Source organism: Alkalihalobacillus sp. R86527 (genome assembly GCF_042466185.1).
In the GTDB taxonomy this organism is placed as follows: domain Bacteria; phylum Bacillota; class Bacilli; order Bacillales; family Guptibacillaceae; genus Guptibacillus.
In genome coordinates, this window is sequence record NZ_JAXHBW010000001.1 from 3,616,781 (window position 1) to 3,633,475 (window position 16,695).

Here is a 16,695-nt window from a genome sequence, read left to right on the forward strand (position 1 = left end):
AATCCCGTGGAAACGGGCGGAAAGAAAGCAGTATTCAAACTCCTACGGCATAAGGAACAACGAACCAAGGTTTCCCAACAAGCTGCGAACCCGCGACATGCGGGTTCTTAATCAATTAATCTGCACTAACCGCTTTTGAAGCACTGATCGCCGAGAATGTAATTGTCACTGCGCATAGTAGACCAATAACAAGAAAACCTTTTGCAAGTGGCCAGAATTCCCAACCGTCTATAAAAACAGAACGCATCGCTTCAAATAAGTACGTTGTAGGATTGATGACTGTCGCAACTTTTAACCATCCCGCTTCAATCAACTCATATGGAACGAACGTCGTACTTAGGAAAATAAGTGGAAAGAATATGAACGTCCCTGCCTGCGCTGACTGAGCATTCTTCGTTCGTAAAGCTATCCCTACGGAGTACCCAGCGAATGCAAGCCCCCAACCAAGCGTTAGTAATAACACGACGAGAATACCGCCAAACCCTGCTGCCACTTTGAGTCCAAGGAAATATGCGATGATTAGAATGAGAATCGTTTGAATCAATAATTGAAGCATCCCTGCTATGATCGGACCAAGTACGATCGCAAGACGAGAAGAAGGAGTTAACAATAGCCTAGAGAAATACCCCGTTTCAAGGTCATTCACTAATGCCTGACCTGCGCCTCCAGCACCTCCAATCGCTGCTGAAACGATCGACACAGGTAGTATAAAAGCTAAGTAGTTCGCTCCCTCAAATGCTGGAAGCTGTGAGATCCCACTCAATCCCCCCTCATACACTAATAAGAAAAAAAGACTGATAAACAGATTTGGTATTAAAATAAAAGGATTCCTAAGAATCGTAATGATACTTCTTTTCGAGTGAATCACTGTATCCACAAGGAAAGAACTCTTTTTATCGCCCATTACTTCACACCCTTTCCTTTTCCTCATTCGTAACATTAATGAATACGTCATCGAGGGTAGGAGGCTTTACATTTATCGTTTTAGGAGAGAGAGCTTGTTCATCTAAGTTCCTTACAAGTTCAGAGAGAAGCTTCGTACCATTCTCTGTATAAATCGTCACTTCTTCTTTGGAATGCTCTATATTCTCACCAATTCCATATAGAACCTTACTAGCATGCTCTGCTTCTTCTATGCTCTCAAAGGTCAGCTGAATGGCATCAAAACCGAGCGTTCTTTTCAATTCTTCAACACTACCTGCCGCAACGATTCTTCCTTGATTGATAATACTGATGCGATCTGCTAACTGATCAGCTTCTTCGAGGTACTGTGTTGTGAGAAAAATCGTTGTCCCTTCTTCTTTATTCAATCGCTTAATCTCTTTCCAAATCGCTTTTCTATTCATAGGATCTAATCCCGTTGTAGGTTCATCTAAGAATAGGATCTTCGGGTTATGCACTAATGTCATGGCAAGATCTAACCTTCTCCTCATACCTCCTGAATACTTTCCGGAAGGTCGGTCTGCATCGTCCGGTAAATCCACTAGTCTCAAAAGTTCAACTGCTCTCGCCTTCGCTTCTTTTTTCGAAAAACCAAATAACCTTGCTTGCATCTCGATCAATTCACGTCCAGTCAGAACAGAATCAATCCCCGTTTCTTGAAGGGCCACTCCAATGTTTCTTCTCACACTTTCTGGGTTTTCTTTAACATTGATCCCACCAACAAGAATTTCTCCCTCTGTTGGTTTGACTAACGTTGTAAGGATTTGAACAGTCGTGGATTTTCCAGCACCGTTCGGTCCAAGAAAGGCAAAGAACTCACCCTCTTCTACTTCAAAACTAACTCCTTGTACTGCCTTGACATCCCCTTTATATGTTTTTACTAGATTATGCACTCTGATCGAACCATCCATCTCTCAATCCTCCTTCTCTAGATAAAAAAATACACTTATCAATCAAGTATGATAAGTGTTCATCTAGTTAGTCTTGTTTTTACTTGTTCGTGATATTCAGGCGCTTGCTTTGATAACCTTTCATTCATGAGCTGGTCGTACTTAAGTTGGTTTGCAGATATTTTCCTTTTAATATGAACCTTGTCTTCTTCATCGCTGCAACTTTCTAGAAGTTCTTCTAGAGTGGAAAGCTCTTTTTTCAATTGCGATTCTTCAGGAAGATAACCGCTGTTTTTTAATACCTTGTATGCGATTCGCAATTCTTCAGGAATGCTAGACATATCCTCAAGTTTCTGTGGCTTTCCTTTTCCGGGGAGATCATTGAACTCTCCGTTTTTAATAGCAGTTTTTATTTTGTCCTCCGCTATCAGCCAGGCTATATCCAAGACTCATTCCTCCTTTCATTTATTATCCAATTTTCGCGTTGGTTTGTCATGAAATATGCGCAAAGAAATTTCTCTTAGTGAATTTGCAAATAACCCTTTTCAGATAAAAGGCATGATGTTACCATAGTCAACGGTTGGGATTTAAAGAATACTCCTTATACGAATACGATATAGAGAAAGGATGTTTCAAATGCATTACGATAGCAAAGGTTGGTACGTAGAAGAACTTAAAAAGCAAGATGTACGTTACATCGAAGGACGTAAGATTGAGAAATACAAAAAACACGTTCTTAGAAGTCTTCTAGAGCAACAATAAGACAAAAACGGGGGCTTCCCCCGTTTTACATATCAATAAATACAAAGGGTTTGATACATAGGCACAAAACCATCACTCCGCCATTGGAGCGGGGTGGACAGAACCCCTAATCCATCCGCATTATACCTTCCAACAACTCGTTGATACACGAGCAACTCATTGATTCCATCACGCTGATAATCAATTGGATACACACCACCCGGTGCATTGACATATCCGCTGATCGGTTCTATTAATTTTCCGTCGGTATTATAAATCTCTGATAAATACTCCTTCCCTTTATACAATAAATTCACAATATACGTTTTATTAAGCGTTTCATTCCTTATTTCTGCCTGATAGTAGTCTAAATATTTCACAGTATAGGTGAAAGCATTCGTGAAACTCTCATTATCAAAAAGCAACCTTAAATTCTGCTGATCATAGGAATATAGAAAATCATACGTAATGCCCCCACTCCCACCAGAATCAGTCCTTATGAGAATTTCGTTCACATTCTGTGACGTAAAGTGCCCAAGGTATAGTGTTGGGTTATACCCACTACTACCTGGTAAAGCAAATGAAACTTCCTGATGATCCTTCCCATCTTTAATAGTAAGCACAACCTGATCGACTAGCGGTGTATCTGGAAAAGGATTCGCCCCCGTCAAACTCACCACATCTGGAAAGCCATCTCCTGTTACGTCACCAATTTGCTGATCAATTAATTTTCGTTCCCTATACACTCTTTCCCACCCCCCTTTTATCCACTCAATATATATATGTTGAAAACTCAGTTTCTTTTCGTTGTAATCGGATGGAAATAGATATAAACTTAATCAGATAAATAAGGGGAAATGAGGGGAACTATGAAGTCCGATTTTCATAAAGAACATGCAATAGGGATTGCAAGTGGTGCAGGAGCATACCTTCTTTGGGGAATTCTTCCTTTATACTGGAAGCTTGTTTCAGAAGTGCCCTCTGAAGCTGTACTCGCCCATCGTATCATCTGGTCATTTGTATTTATGATGGGGATTTTGCTGGTTTTAGGAAAGGGCTCTTCCTTTTGGAAAGAACTTATCCAACTATCAAAACAACCCAAAAAAATCGCATCGATCACCTTTGCATCCCTCTTTATAACAATAAATTGGTTCGCATTCATTTGGGCTGTTAATAACGATCACGTGATTCAAACGAGCCTTGGATACTATATAAATCCTCTGATCAGTGTACTTCTTGGTATTCTTTTTCTAAAAGAACGACTATCATTCTGGCAGTTCATTTCTGTACTTCTTGCTACTATGGGAGTTTTAAACCTTGTGTTTCAGTTCGGAGAGATCCCTTGGGTATCTTTAATACTTGCAATGAGCTTCGGCCTCTATGGACTATTAAAGAAAACAGCTAAATTAGGAGCAATGATCGGACTCGCAATTGAAACAATGTTAATTACACCTTTTGCGATTTTCTATCTCACTGCTACAACGAACAGCATGTCTGAAGCGATTTATGCAAGTGATGCAACAATAATGCTCTTACTGTTTGGTGCCGGTGTCGTTACTGCCATACCGTTATTATTGTTTGCGACAGGGGCAAACCGCATTTCTCTTTCACTAATTGGTTTTCTTCAGTACATCGCGCCAACTCTTATGCTTATTCAAGGCGTTTTTCTATATGGGGAATCCTTTACAACTGCTCATGCAATCAGTTTTTCACTCATATGGATCGCACTTCTAATCTTTACACTTTCAAAAACGAAACTATTGCGAAGGTTTGAGCCAGGTCGACTGCACCAAAAACATTCCTACGAATCCTCATAAAGAAACCCCCGGTAAGCTAAGCTTTCGGGGGTTTTAAGGTTCAGATACCCGTTTAAATGGCCAGAGGTGAGTCGTAACTGAGCTTGAGAAATGAGCAATCGCTTTCTCTTTCGTAAAGAAATAGCCATCAGACAGAGTATCTTCTACGATGTTGAACGTCGCTTTTTGTATCGGCCATCTCTCATGCTTTATATCCCCTTGATACACCTTTCCTTTATGAACGACAAATAAGCATTCTCGTTCAGTTAACCAGAAATCAAGATTCTCTCTTATGGTTTCATAAGGGGCACCTATCGGTTTATATCTAATTTGAAAATGACTTTGCTTTGCACCTCGGTGAGTACGAATACTCCTAAAGTGAAACTCACCATTTTGTTCAGACTTAGACTGTGTAGCGCGATAATAAGGAAGATGAAAGATAGACCGCGCCATCCAAACCCCTAGATCATGGCTAGCATCCAGGCTAAAAAAATAAACGCCTCTTTTATTTCCGTATTTAACATACGTTCTAACATTTAATTCTAATAAATTCGATGCAAATGGTACAGATGGAAAGCCTCTGAATCTGATTCCACTCATTTCAAACGGTACGATTCCAATCCATGCTTCACCATCGAATGGATCTACCTCCAACTCTTTAGGGAGTAGGTTCTTTAGCCATGATCGATCAACAGGCCAATGCAGAAAGAGTAAGTCGCGCCAAGTTTGCTTCATTATCCAACCCTTACGGTTATTCATGTGGACCCCTCCTATTATCTACTAGCTTATCCCATGTCTACTTAGCACTTCCATTAACAATAGGCGAGAATGGATACAGAGCAAAAACTTTGTATAACGATCCGTGAATGTGATAACGTTCAATTAGAAATAATGAATGACCATTCAATCAATACTTGGAGGGATTATTAATGGCAAAACAACAACAAATCCAACTCGCTAAACGTCCTGAGGGAATGCCATCTGATGAGCATTTTAACTTTGTAGAAACAGCTATACCATCACCGGAGAATGGAGAAGTTCTTCTTAAAACCCTTTACCTTTCAGTAGACCCTTACATGAGAGGAAGAATGACAGATGCAAAATCCTATGTTGCACCGTTTCAGCTTGATGAGGCGATTAATGGCGGTGTAATCGCAGAAGTAATTCAATCTAAATCAGAGAGCTTCAAAGAAGGCGACGTCGTAATCGGACATTTGGGCTGGCAAGAGTATTCAGTCGCAGCAGAAGACAATGTTCGTAAAGTAGACCCAGAAGCAGCTCCTGTAAGTACCCATCTAGGTGTTCTAGGGATGCCTGGTCTTACAGCTTACTTCGGCTTACTAGACATTGGTCAGCCACAAGAAGGGGAAACAGTCGTTGTTTCTGGTGCAGCTGGGGCAGTAGGTTCTGTCGTAGGACAAATCGCTAAGATAAAAGGCTGTCGAGTTGTCGGCATCGCTGGTTCCGACGAGAAAGTTGATTATATTACAAATACGTTAGGCTTTGATGAAGGCATCAATTACAAAACTTCCAACGTATACGAAGCACTTAAAAACGCATGTCCAAATGGCATCGATGTTTATTATGAGAACGTTGGTGGCGAGATTGGTGATGCAGCGATCAGTTTACTAAACAAATTTGCACGCATTCCAGTTTGTGGTGCGATTTCTTCTTATAATAAAAAGGAACAAGACCTCGGACCACGTGTACAAACAAAGCTAATCAAATCAAGTGCGCTCATGAAAGGTTTCGTTGTGGCTGATTACGCAAACCGCTATCAAGAAGGTGCAGAAGCACTTGGTAAGTGGTTAAAAGAAGGTCAGCTCACATACGAAGAAACAATCGTTGAAGGATTCAATCGTGTTCCTGATGCTTTTCTTGGACTATTCCAGGGGAAAAACCTTGGGAAGCAAATTGTAAAAGTCGCAGATCCAGACATTGCAGTACTTCCACATAATTAAAGAAATTTGGCCCGCCTTCCAATGGAAAGCGGGCCATTTTTGTTTCTCAACCTATCATGATGGTTATCTGTCCAATCATAGAGGAATAGTATTTACTAATAAACTATTTCCAGGAGGGCAACGATGGCAAAACTACTCCTTAACATTCTCGCTTACTTACTCGTCATTACCGTGAATGCACTGGCAAACATCATACCGCTAAATGGACAAACCACAGGAGAAATTTCAAATAAACTCAATGTGCTATTCACACCAGCAGGTTACGTGTTCAGTATCTGGAGTCTCATCTATCTTCTACTTGGATTATGGATACTTCGGCAATTTCCTAAAGCCAGAAGAAACCTCCCTGTTTATCAAGAAACCAGCAGTCTGTTTGTTTTAAGCTGCTTATTAAATAGCCTTTGGATCTTCATGTGGCATTACGAGAACTTTGGAGCGTCTGTGATTATCATGATTTTATTACTCCTAACACTCATTCGCCTTTACATGAAAGTCAAAGCGTCAGATGCTTCGTTTTGGGATCTCTTACCTTTTTCTGTTTATCTAGGATGGATTAGCGTTGCGACCATTGCAAATATAAGCTACTTCTTAACTAATATCGATTGGAATGGTTTTGGTCTCTCAGCCTCATTTTGGACAATTCTACTAATGATCGTAGCATCCTTACTCGCTAGTTATTTTTTGGTATACGAAAACGACTGGGTGTATCCGCTTGTCATCGTATGGGCATTGATTGGCATTGGCGTTCAAAACAAAGATACAGACGTACAGACCGTTGTTTTCACTGCCTATTGTCTAGCAACCATCATCACCCTATCGACCATTATCTACATGGTGAAGCAATTCAAGAAATAACAGAAACCCCCTTTCGCATTGGAAAGGGGGTTTTATCTATTTTATGCGAGTGATTTAAAGTCTTGTCCAAGTATTTCTTTCATACTATGCACCGTAATAAATGCCTTGTGATCAACATTACCTACATGCTTTTTCAGCTTAAGCAAATCTTTTCTTCCTAGAATGGTTGTGATCACTTCTTTTTCGTCTGAAGTAAATGCACCCCGAGCTGTATGAATCGTTGCGCCTTTACCTATTTCATTAACGATGAACGTACGGATTTCTTCGCTCTCTTTACTAATAATAACAATTTCTTTCTTTGCCTCAAAGGCTTGAATCGTATAGTCGATCACAAATCCATTCAAAATAACACCAAAGATCGCATACATACCAATTTCAGGACCGAACAAGAAAATGGAAAGCAATGCAATCGAAATGTCAGAGATCAATACTCCCTTACCAACTTCGATTGAAAAATACTTATTTAGAATCATTGCGATGATATCAGTACCACCTGTTGATGCTTTTTGATGAAAGACAAGTCCCATGCCCGCAGCTGCGATACATTGACCAATAATTAATTGAATAAGAATGTCCTGGCTAAATGGTTGAGTTACTGGGATAAATCGTTCGAACAACCAAACAGCTAACGATAAAGCAAAGCTTGAATAAATCGTTTTAACTCCAAATTTGGGACCGAGAAACAGAATTCCAACTAACAAAAGCACTGCGTTTAAGATGATCATGAACATACCGACCGATAAGTTTGGGACCAAATGGTTCATCACGATCGACAAACCGCTGACTCCCCCCGTTGCGAGACTGTTTGGAGAAAGGAAAAAATGTACGTGGGTGGCTACACCGAGCGCCCCTAGCGTGATAAGCAGATATGTTTTGATGTGATGAAGCATCATGTATCCCTCCCGTTGTTTTGTTTTCGTTTCATAAGCACAATCGGGATTATAATAGGGATTCATAGGTTTGTAAACAGCTTAAACCTAAGATTTCATAAGCAAACGTTTCCAGTTTCAAAATAGGCACTTATTACTACGATATTTAGGTATTTCGACAATAATTAGCAATTATATTCATAATTATCTAACTAAATCGACAAGTTTTACCACCTCAGTTTTTTCAATCAAACGTTTGTTTAACATCTGAGATTTCCCTCACATTCCTTCACTATTTCTACCTTTCACGAATCAATCGTGGTAAAGTAGAGGCAAAAGACACGAAAGGAGCTTTCCCGTGGTCATAACATCGATCATTATTGTTGTAGTCATTATGACGATTATTATAGCGGCAGCCTTCGGTCTAGCTGTTTCCAAAGGATATAGCGTCAAACATACAGTGGATCCGCTCCCTGAAGATAAGAACCATTCTCATGATGAGGAGGAAGAAAATGAACGGACAAAATCGAAGCAACATTGAACCAGGTAAAGAAGTTGAAATTGTATTGAAGAAAGACCAGCGCACTGGGAAGGTAACGAAAGGCATTGTGAAAGATATCCTAACAAAATCTTCTACTCATCCTCACGGCATCAAAGTTCGTCTTGAAGATGGGCAGGTCGGCAGGGTCAAAAGCATACTATAGAAAAAAGAGATCAGGCATGCCTGATCTCTTTTTTCTACTTTATTAATGGTGATAGCTGTCCGTTATAAAACACACTAAGTTCATGAAGTGCACGTGTACACCCTACATACAGCAGCTTTGCATCCTGTGCGTTATCTTTGTAGCATGTTTCTGAAGCATCGGCTAATATAACCGCATCAAATTCCAGCCCTTTTGTGAGGTAGATCGGCGTAATGGAGATTCCACCAGAATAGGAACGATCGTCGACGGTAATCAAATTCGCTTCAATGTTTTCTTTTTCAAATTCGTTGAAAAGAAGCTGACATTCATGAGCCGTCCTACCAACAAGCGCAATTGTCTTCATCCCTCGTATTTCCATCTCTTTAGCAGTTTCGAGTAACTGTGGTATCCGATGATCGCGAATACGGTGCACATTCACGCTTTTGCCACTTCGAAACACCGGAATTGCAGGCCGAACAGGTACGTTCGCTCGAGAGATGATGTTGTTTGCATACTCAATGATTTCAACTGTTGATCGGTAACTCTGTTCAAGTTCCATATAGAGTTCTCTTCCCTTAAATAAATTCCTAAATTCACTCCAGGTATGAATTCCCTGATAGCCATGAATACCTTGGGCTAAATCACCTAGGATTGTGAATGACTGACTGCGATTCACTTTCTGTAGTAAAGCGATTTGAAATGGAGAAAAATCCTGCGCCTCATCAATAACAGCGTGCTGAATCTTATCTTCATCTTTTATTCCAAATATCATGAACTGCAAGTATAACAGTGGTGCAAGGTCTTCAGCGGAGACCTTCTTTTCCCTTAGTCTTTTCTGTGTTTGTTTAACCATTTCATTCGGTAATACACTTGCCTTTTCCGTACCTTCTGACTTATTTTGAAATAACATTTTGTAAAATGTAAACGCGGTGTGTTTTGGCCATTGTTTAAAGTATGCATTCAGTTCTTTATTAGCAACTTTCCGATATTCTTTCTGAAGGTGGCTTCCCTCTATTTTCTTCACTTCATCTTTTATCCAAAGCTTGATACGGTTCATCAGCATCTCTCGTCGTTTTCCAACTGGATACACAGAGAGGTCATTCATCCAAACTGTTATCTTCTTAGATGGTATGAAAGCACCTTTCCATGCTACGAACTCGCCAGGAGTACCAATTGATTCTGAGAATGATTGAAGTGCATCATCAATCCATTCTTTAAAGTGAATCGAGCCCTTTAATCTGCCCTCACTCTTTTCAAAAGACGGCCGTTCCTCTTCATCCGCGAACCATTTATTGATTTGCATGTTTGAATCGTCTATAGATACCTTGTCATCTAGTTTTTGAATAACCCAATCCGCAAAAGTAGACTGCTGAATCCCTCCTACTCCAAGCTCTGGAAGAACTCCAGAAATATAATCAAGAAACATGCGGTTTGGTGCAAAGATGATCATGCGGTCCGCTGTAACGGTTTCACGATATTCATAGAGGAGATAGGCGAGTCGGTGAAGAGCAACCGTTGTTTTCCCACTTCCTGCAACCCCCTGAATAATGAGAGGAGTCGTTCGCTCCGCTCGGATAATATCATTTTGTTTAGCTTGAATCGTGGAGACGATATCTCGTAACTTGTTATCTTTCGTCTCACTCAATCGATACAACAAATACTCGTCAGAACCTGAGAGATCCTCGCTACCTTCTACATATGAATCAACAACTCGTTGAAGCGTTTGATCTCGTATCACGATGTTTCTCTTTAACTCGATATTGCCCTCTACGATACCATCCGGGGATTGGTAATAAGCTTCTTCCTCCCCACCAGTAAACGAATAGAACATACTGGCAACAGGTGCTCTCCAATCGACTACTAGCGTTTCCTGTGTTTCATCATCAGCAACGCCTACCTTACCTATGTAGTACGCTTTGGACTCTTTGCTGTCTTCCTGGAAGTCCATCCGAGCAAAGTACGGCTCTTTCGATGCAATTTGTAACGACGATCGATTCTGCTCACGAATACTTTCAAGAACTTGTTCAGTAACATCATCACCAGAATATTTAGGGTACTGTTTGAGTTTTTCTTTTTGCTTATTAATCTCCGCAGCGATTTGGCTGAGTTGCTGCTTCTCTTCACGATAGGCACTTTGAATTCGTTCATCCAATTCAGTTACCTCCTTTAGAGATATTTATCTCGATAGTAGAGACAGAAATCTTATATTATCACAAATACTCCCAAACAACAGTATATTTTCGGAAAATTTTAAATTCGTTTGATCTGCACAAAAAAACTCTCGCCGTAAAACGGCAAGAGCCTCTTCCTTTATACACTCACAGGATGACTTTCTTTTTCAAATGCAAGCACTGCTTCTTCAAACACTCGCAATCCTTCATCAATCTGTTCTTTTGAAACGATAAGCGGTGGAATCATCCGAATGACTTCCTGATGCTTCCCACAAAGATAGAACAGCACACCCTTTTCTAGTGATAAGTCCAGGATTCTCATCATACCATCTCCATCTGGTGCACCTGTTTTCGGATCGATGATTTCGATGCCAATCATAAGGCCTACGCCTCTGACTTCACCGATTACTGAATGTCTAGATTTAATCTGCTCCAATCCTTCAAGTGCATATGCTCCCATATTCTTTGAATTATCCAGAAGGTTTTCTTCCTCAATCACTTCAAGAGTAGCTATAGCTGCTTCACAGGCGATCGGATTTCCACCGAACGTTGTTCCATGAGTTCCCATCGGCCATTGACTCATCAGTTCTTTCGATGCAACGGTTGCACTAAGTGGCATACCTGATGCAATTCCCTTAGCGATCGCCATAATATCAGGGGTTACATCAAATGTCTGTGCTGCGAACCAGTCACCTGTTCGTCCAAACCCAGTCTGAACTTCATCAAAGATAAGAAGAATGCCATGACGATCACAGATTTCGCGAACTTTCTGTAGCCATTCCTTCGGTGGAATAATATATCCACCTTCACCTAGAATCGGTTCCACAATCATACAAGCTACTTCTTCGGGTGTAACTTGATGATCAAATAAACGCTCTACATCTTTTTCAAGCTCAGTAGCACAATATTCTCCAGGGTCTTCTCCTTCTGGGCAAGCTTTCGCGTCTGCGAATGGAAGTTGATAGGTTAACCCATTCGGTTGTAGAAACTTACGATATTTACTTTTAGATGTACTTACTCCTAGCGCACCAAGAGAACGTCCGTGGAAGCACCCTGTAAATGAGACGACGTATTGGCGCTTCGTCACATATTTTGCTAGCTTTAACGCACCTTCGATCGCTTCTGTACCGCTGTTGGCGAAGAAAAAGCAATCAAGATTCGGCGGCATGATGCCACCAAGACGTTCAGCTAAATCCAAAATCGAATCATACATAATGACGCCTGATGGGCCGTGCATAAGCGAATCAGCGCCTTTTTTAATCGCCTCGACAACCTTTGGATGACGGTGTCCTGTATTGGCTACGGCAATTCCTGAGGTAAAGTCTAAATATTTCGTTCCGTCAGCACCATAGTAGTAGCAACCTTCTTCTTTAACTACTGGAAGGTTCGGATGATCTTTCGCCATGCTTGGTGCTAATAGTTCTGACATTCTGTTGTATCTTTCTTCAAATGATGGATTCATAATGTCCTCCTTAAGGTGTCAGTTAAAAGAAAAAGTGAGCCATCACCACGATGATTGGCAATGTAATAATGGTTCTTTGGATAAAGATGATTGCTAATTCAAGAACAGAGATCGGTATCTTTGACTTCACTAGCAATATACCAATTTCAGACATGTAAATTAGCTGTGTTAACGAAACTGCTGCAATGACGAATCGAGTAAGCTCGCTCTCGATCCCTGTTCCAATAACAGCTGGTAAGAACATATCAGCAAAACCAACTAACATCGCTGGTGCCGCTGCTGCCGCTTCAGGAATTTGCATCCATTGAAGAATCGGGACGATCGGCATTGCTAAATATGTAAAGAAAGGCGTGAATTCTGCAATGATCAAAGCGATTGTTCCTAGTGCCATGACAAGCGGAATGAGGGCAAAATAAATATCTAGTACAGTATGCAGCCCCTGGCGAGCAACCTGTTTTACACCTTTGACATGAGAAGCCTTCTCTAATGCCTTTTCTAGTCCCCATCTGTAATTGGATACACCTTCTGGAACATCTTCAGAAATTTGCTTACCGGTTACTTCATAATACGTATCTTCTTTTCGTGATAGGGGTGGAATTCTTGGACACACAACTGCTGCGATAAGTCCTGCCACTACAACTGTTGAGTAAAATGGAACGAACATATCCTCAAGTCCTATGAAACTAATAACTACTAAACTAAATGCGATTGAGTTGATTGAGAAGTTTGTCGCAATGACAGCTGCTTCTCGTTTCGTATAGTACCCTTCTTCATACTGTTTTGTTGTAATTAGTACACCAACCGTACCCGCTCCCATCCAAGAGGCAAGAGCATCAATTGAGGAACGTCCTGGTAGCTTGAATAATGGGCGCATCACGCGTTGAAGTGATGTACCAATAAAGTCCATCAATCCAAATTCAAGAAGAAGTGGCATCAAGAGACCCGCAAACAAGAACCAAGCAGCAAGTACTGGCACAAGTGCATAAAGCATTGTTCCACCTGAAACATCTGAAATGACGAATTCAGGACCAAATTTGTATAGCGTCATAACTGCGAAAAGCGCACCTATCATTCTGGTAGCAACCCAGAACCAATTTACATAGAATAGTTGCTTAAGAAACGGGCGTAGCATAATCGATTTCGGTTCAAATATCTTTGTAAATATAGGAATGATAGCAGAAATAATTAATACGATCGTCATCAGTCCTGGAAGCACAGACTCAAGGCTTGATTGAATGGATTCAGCCATGATCCCAACACCGATTGTGATTTTCCCTTTAAACGGTATTGGAACAAGAAATAATAGAACACCGATCAAAGATGGAATCAAAAACCATAAGTAATGACTTAAAGGGTGATTTGATAGCTCACCTTTCCCTGCTCCTTCTACCGTATATTTGCTTTGTTGTTTCGCTTCCATTGGTCACGCTCCTCAATTTAATATTAATACAAATTCTTGCATATTAATTTAAAAGAAGCAAGAAGAGATTTACTCCTTCTCTTCTTTTTAATGCAAGATGCGTGCCAATTGTCAGTTAATTCTGTATTTTTTCATCTTTCTTACCACGCTTGGCTGGCTGATGCCTAGTGCTTCTGCCATTTTGGTAGTGGTTCTAAAACTCCGTTTCGCTTCTTCTAGTTTCCTTTTTTCCACTTTTTCTAGTGATTCTTGTAAGCTCTCACGAAAATTATTCATTTCTGAATAGCTATCCTCTTCCAATCGGTATGGTTCTGGTAGATCTTCTAATTGAATAATAGGTGTATTGGATGTGACCACAACCCGCTCGATTAAATTCATTAATTCCCTAACGTTTCCTCTCCAATCAAGTTGACTTAATTCATGAAGCACCTTTTTATCCATGACTCTCTTTCGGTTGTATTGCTGACAAAACTTGTTTAATAAGTTGTGAATCAGGGGGATAATGTCCTCTCTTCTATCTCTTAATGGCGTAAGAGTAATCGGCACGACATTAAGACGGAAGTATAAATCTTCACGAAACAATTTTTCAGAAACTGCTTTCACTAAATCACGATTTGTCGCACTTATAAGCCGAAAATCGGAGTGAATTTCCTTTCTCCCACCTACTCGATAGAACCTTTTTTCTTGAATAAGCTTTAACACTTTCACCTGGTTTGATAATGACAGTTCTCCCACTTCATCGAAAAACAACGTTCCGCCCGCTGCCAATTCTGCTAAGCCCATACGACCGCCTTTTCTCGCTCCAGTAAATGCACCATCTTCATAGCCAAAAAGCTCTGCTTCAAAAAGCGATTCGGGTATTGCACCGCAATTCACTTCAATAAAAGGCTGCTCCTTTCGCTCACTATTCTTATGAATAAAACGAGCCATTTCTGATTTTCCTACTCCTGATTCTCCTAATAGTAGGACATTTACATCTACTCCTGAGATTTGCTTAGCAGTCGCCACTAGTTTTCTTATATCTTCACTTCGACCGATAATGCCATCGACTGTATCCTGCTGTGATTTAAGCCAATTGAGTTCATTACGAACTCTCTCCATTTCTGCCGACATTTCTTCCATTCCTGCTTTGATCTCCATCAATTCGGTAACGTCGTGAGAGTAGCTAACAATCCGTATTAGCTTTCCACCTTCATCGTGAACCGGAAGACCCGTTACAAGAAGCTGTTGCCCTTTAGGACCCGTCTGAACAAACGTTACTCTTTTATTCGATTCGACAACCATCGGAGTAGCAAGAGGCGTAAACAGCCCTTCCTTCTCAAGCTCATATACCGAGCGACCCATCAAATCTCCTGCTTTCACACCGTACACTGTGCCTGTTCCCTCACTCGCTTTGACAATAATTCCACTTGGATCCGTCACTAGAATATCATCCTGTAGTGAATGAAAAATCGCCTTATACTCATTCCATGCATCCATGTTGATCCCACCTGCTATTCAATTATGAATAATTTTTTTATAAACTTAAGTTAAACTCTATAAATAAAGGGTTTCAAACTATTCATTTTTGAATAGTCTGATATCAATTTTAACATACCTGTGTATGTACTACATTTGTTCACAAAAAAGCATGGAGAAAAAAATAAAATAAAAAAGCACCCGTTTTCCATATGAGGAAAACGGGCGCGTTACTTCTACCAGATTGATTCTACCCATTCAGGGTGATCGATAAATGGATTTCGGTTGTGCTGATATTGACTGTAAATCACTTCGTTACGATTTCTTTCAAAATCATCTACTGGATCAGATTCATGCCATGTTTTAAGTACAGATACTTTTCCTATATAAGGCGAGGAGCCGTTGCTGACTTGATCGTTCACCTCAAGATCTACTTCCCCACTATCTCCTTCATATCGAACAGCCATATAAAAAATCATTCTCGCGACATCGCCTTTTACACTATCACGAGGTTCCCATGAATCACTGTCGTAATAATTACCTGGTGCCTCAGAATTTTGAGAACCACCATTATCAAAATCTAAATTTCCTCGTGAACCGTTCACTGTTACATCAGTAGGTCGCAAGTGATGGATATCGGTACCTGGTCCCATTGCAGTTCCAAAATCTCCGTGAGATTTTGCCCAAACGTGTTCACGGTTCCAATCGTCAACGTTCCCACCATTCTCATACTTACTTTTCGATTGACCGCTGTAAAGCAAGAGAACGTTGTTTGTATTCATTGGATCCTCATCTGTTACTCGGAGAGCATCCCAAACCTGACTATATGAAAGTTCTGTATGATCATCGATGACTGAATGGAGTTCTGATTTTAAAGAGTTTCCGCTCTTGCCTTCTGCGGAACTATAGTATTCTTCATAATCCCCATTGCCACCATCTCCGCTGCTACCTTCTACCAACTCCATTTCGGAAGCATTCTTCTCACCTGGATGGGCAAAATAATCAGCCAAAGAACCAGTAATCTTAATTTTTTCTCCCATTAATTCAGGGTTGCTCTTCAACCCAAACTCGCTTCTAAACTGTGAAGGAATCTGGACAAACAACATATCCTCCATGTTCGACTCTCCAGCTTGATCGGAGATCGCCATAGCATAATTATCTTGAAAGTTACTCGTCGAAACAGAAGTTGTCGATTCTGGTTTCCCAACAATATATCCCTCTACCGTTACACCTGTTTCTCCCTGATTCGCTATTCCCTGTGCAACTGAATAAGGTGATGAAGAAGTGCCTGAGCCCGATGCATTTGAAGGTGTGATCGACATATACAAAAAGGTCAGCGAAATGGCGATCATGATTAAAACAGTAACAAGTACACGATTTCTAGCAGTAGTCATATGGAACCCTCCCTGGTTTAATAGCCCTCCTAAAGGCTACTACTAGACTAAAC

General features: G+C 40.6%; 17 protein-coding genes. 6 read left to right on the plus strand and 11 right to left on the minus strand.

What is annotated here, in order from left to right; genetic code table 11:
* Positions 1–115: 115 nt before the first annotated feature.
* Genes SJY16_RS18945 through SJY16_RS18955 form a run of 3 tightly spaced genes read right to left on the minus strand, consistent with a single transcriptional unit; the run spans position 116 to position 2,278 of the window.
* On the minus strand, positions 116–904 hold the full coding sequence (locus SJY16_RS18945) for an ABC transporter permease (RefSeq protein WP_377891607.1): 789 nt from the start codon (positions 902–904) through the stop codon (positions 116–118).
* A gap of 4 nt (positions 905–908) precedes the next feature.
* A complete protein-coding gene (locus tag SJY16_RS18950) occupies positions 909–1,853 on the minus strand; it encodes an ABC transporter ATP-binding protein (RefSeq protein ID WP_377891609.1) in 945 nt (314 codons plus the stop codon).
* 59 nt (positions 1,854–1,912) lie between these two features.
* Positions 1,913–2,278: a DnaJ family domain-containing protein gene (locus SJY16_RS18955; protein WP_377891611.1), complete on the minus strand. Its 366-nt coding sequence runs from the start codon at positions 2,276–2,278 to the stop codon at positions 1,913–1,915.
* A gap of 190 nt (positions 2,279–2,468) precedes the next feature.
* On the opposite strand from SJY16_RS18955, the gene SJY16_RS18960 reads away from it, so the two are divergent.
* Complete coding sequence (locus SJY16_RS18960; protein ID WP_377891612.1) at positions 2,469–2,594, plus strand: DUF2639 domain-containing protein; 126 nt, start codon at positions 2,469–2,471, stop codon at positions 2,592–2,594.
* 32 nt (positions 2,595–2,626) lie between these two features.
* Here SJY16_RS18960 and SJY16_RS18965 read toward each other — a convergent pair whose 3' ends face one another.
* Complete coding sequence (locus tag SJY16_RS18965; protein ID WP_377891614.1) at positions 2,627–3,319, minus strand: VCBS repeat-containing protein; 693 nt, start codon at positions 3,317–3,319, stop codon at positions 2,627–2,629.
* Positions 3,320–3,442: 123 nt separating this feature from the next.
* Between SJY16_RS18965 and rarD the strand changes: the two genes are divergently transcribed.
* Positions 3,443–4,390: an EamA family transporter RarD gene (gene rarD / locus SJY16_RS18970; protein ID WP_377891616.1), complete on the plus strand. Its 948-nt coding sequence runs from the start codon at positions 3,443–3,445 to the stop codon at positions 4,388–4,390.
* Between the two features lie 33 nt (positions 4,391–4,423).
* Here the strand turns inward: rarD and SJY16_RS18975 are convergent, their stop codons facing one another.
* Entirely contained in the window at positions 4,424–5,128 is a 705-nt protein-coding gene (locus SJY16_RS18975; RefSeq protein ID WP_377891618.1) for a YqjF family protein, read from the minus strand.
* Positions 5,129–5,298: 170 nt separating this feature from the next.
* Between SJY16_RS18975 and SJY16_RS18980 the strand changes: the two genes are divergently transcribed.
* Positions 5,299–6,330: an NADP-dependent oxidoreductase gene (locus tag SJY16_RS18980; protein WP_377891619.1), complete on the plus strand. Its 1,032-nt coding sequence runs from the start codon at positions 5,299–5,301 to the stop codon at positions 6,328–6,330.
* Between the two features lie 123 nt (positions 6,331–6,453).
* Positions 6,454–7,185 (plus strand): TspO/MBR family protein, encoded by a 732-nt coding sequence (locus tag SJY16_RS18985; protein WP_377891621.1) that lies wholly within the window; start codon positions 6,454–6,456, stop codon positions 7,183–7,185.
* Between the two features lie 41 nt (positions 7,186–7,226).
* Here SJY16_RS18985 and SJY16_RS18990 read toward each other — a convergent pair whose 3' ends face one another.
* A complete protein-coding gene (locus SJY16_RS18990) occupies positions 7,227–8,078 on the minus strand; it encodes a YitT family protein (RefSeq protein WP_377891623.1) in 852 nt (283 codons plus the stop codon).
* Between the two features lie 334 nt (positions 8,079–8,412).
* Between SJY16_RS18990 and ytzI the strand changes: the two genes are divergently transcribed.
* Positions 8,413–8,595, plus strand: a complete 183-nt coding sequence (gene ytzI / locus SJY16_RS18995) for a YtzI protein (protein WP_377891625.1) — start codon at positions 8,413–8,415, stop codon at positions 8,593–8,595.
* A complete protein-coding gene (locus tag SJY16_RS19000; RefSeq protein ID WP_377891627.1) occupies positions 8,567–8,758 on the plus strand; it encodes a YwbE family protein in 192 nt (63 codons plus the stop codon). The genes ytzI and SJY16_RS19000 overlap by 29 nt, the downstream gene beginning before the upstream one ends.
* Before the next feature lie 34 nt (positions 8,759–8,792).
* On the opposite strand, the gene SJY16_RS19005 is transcribed toward SJY16_RS19000, so the two are convergent.
* The 5 genes from SJY16_RS19005 to SJY16_RS19025 all read right to left on the minus strand — a co-directional run bounded on the left by SJY16_RS19005 (position 8,793) and on the right by SJY16_RS19025 (position 16,642).
* Positions 8,793–10,877, minus strand: coding sequence for a HelD family protein (locus SJY16_RS19005; protein ID WP_377892344.1), 2,085 nt, complete (start codon positions 10,875–10,877; stop codon positions 8,793–8,795).
* 170 nt (positions 10,878–11,047) lie between these two features.
* Positions 11,048–12,370 (minus strand): aspartate aminotransferase family protein, encoded by a 1,323-nt coding sequence (locus SJY16_RS19010; protein ID WP_377891629.1) that lies wholly within the window; start codon positions 12,368–12,370, stop codon positions 11,048–11,050.
* A 22-nt stretch (positions 12,371–12,392) separates the two neighbouring features.
* The gene (locus tag SJY16_RS19015; RefSeq protein WP_377891631.1) at positions 12,393–13,790 is read right to left on the minus strand and encodes a YjiH family protein; all 1,398 of its coding nucleotides are present in this window, start codon (positions 13,788–13,790) and stop codon (positions 12,393–12,395) included.
* Positions 13,791–13,901: 111 nt separating this feature from the next.
* Positions 13,902–15,269 carry a sigma-54 interaction domain-containing protein gene (locus SJY16_RS19020; RefSeq protein WP_377891633.1) on the minus strand — a complete coding sequence of 456 codons (1,368 nt, stop codon included), beginning with the start codon at positions 15,267–15,269 and terminating at the stop codon, positions 13,902–13,904.
* A 215-nt stretch (positions 15,270–15,484) separates the two neighbouring features.
* Positions 15,485–16,642, minus strand: a complete 1,158-nt coding sequence (locus SJY16_RS19025) for an endonuclease (protein ID WP_377891635.1) — start codon at positions 16,640–16,642, stop codon at positions 15,485–15,487.
* Positions 16,643–16,695 lie beyond the last annotated feature (53 nt).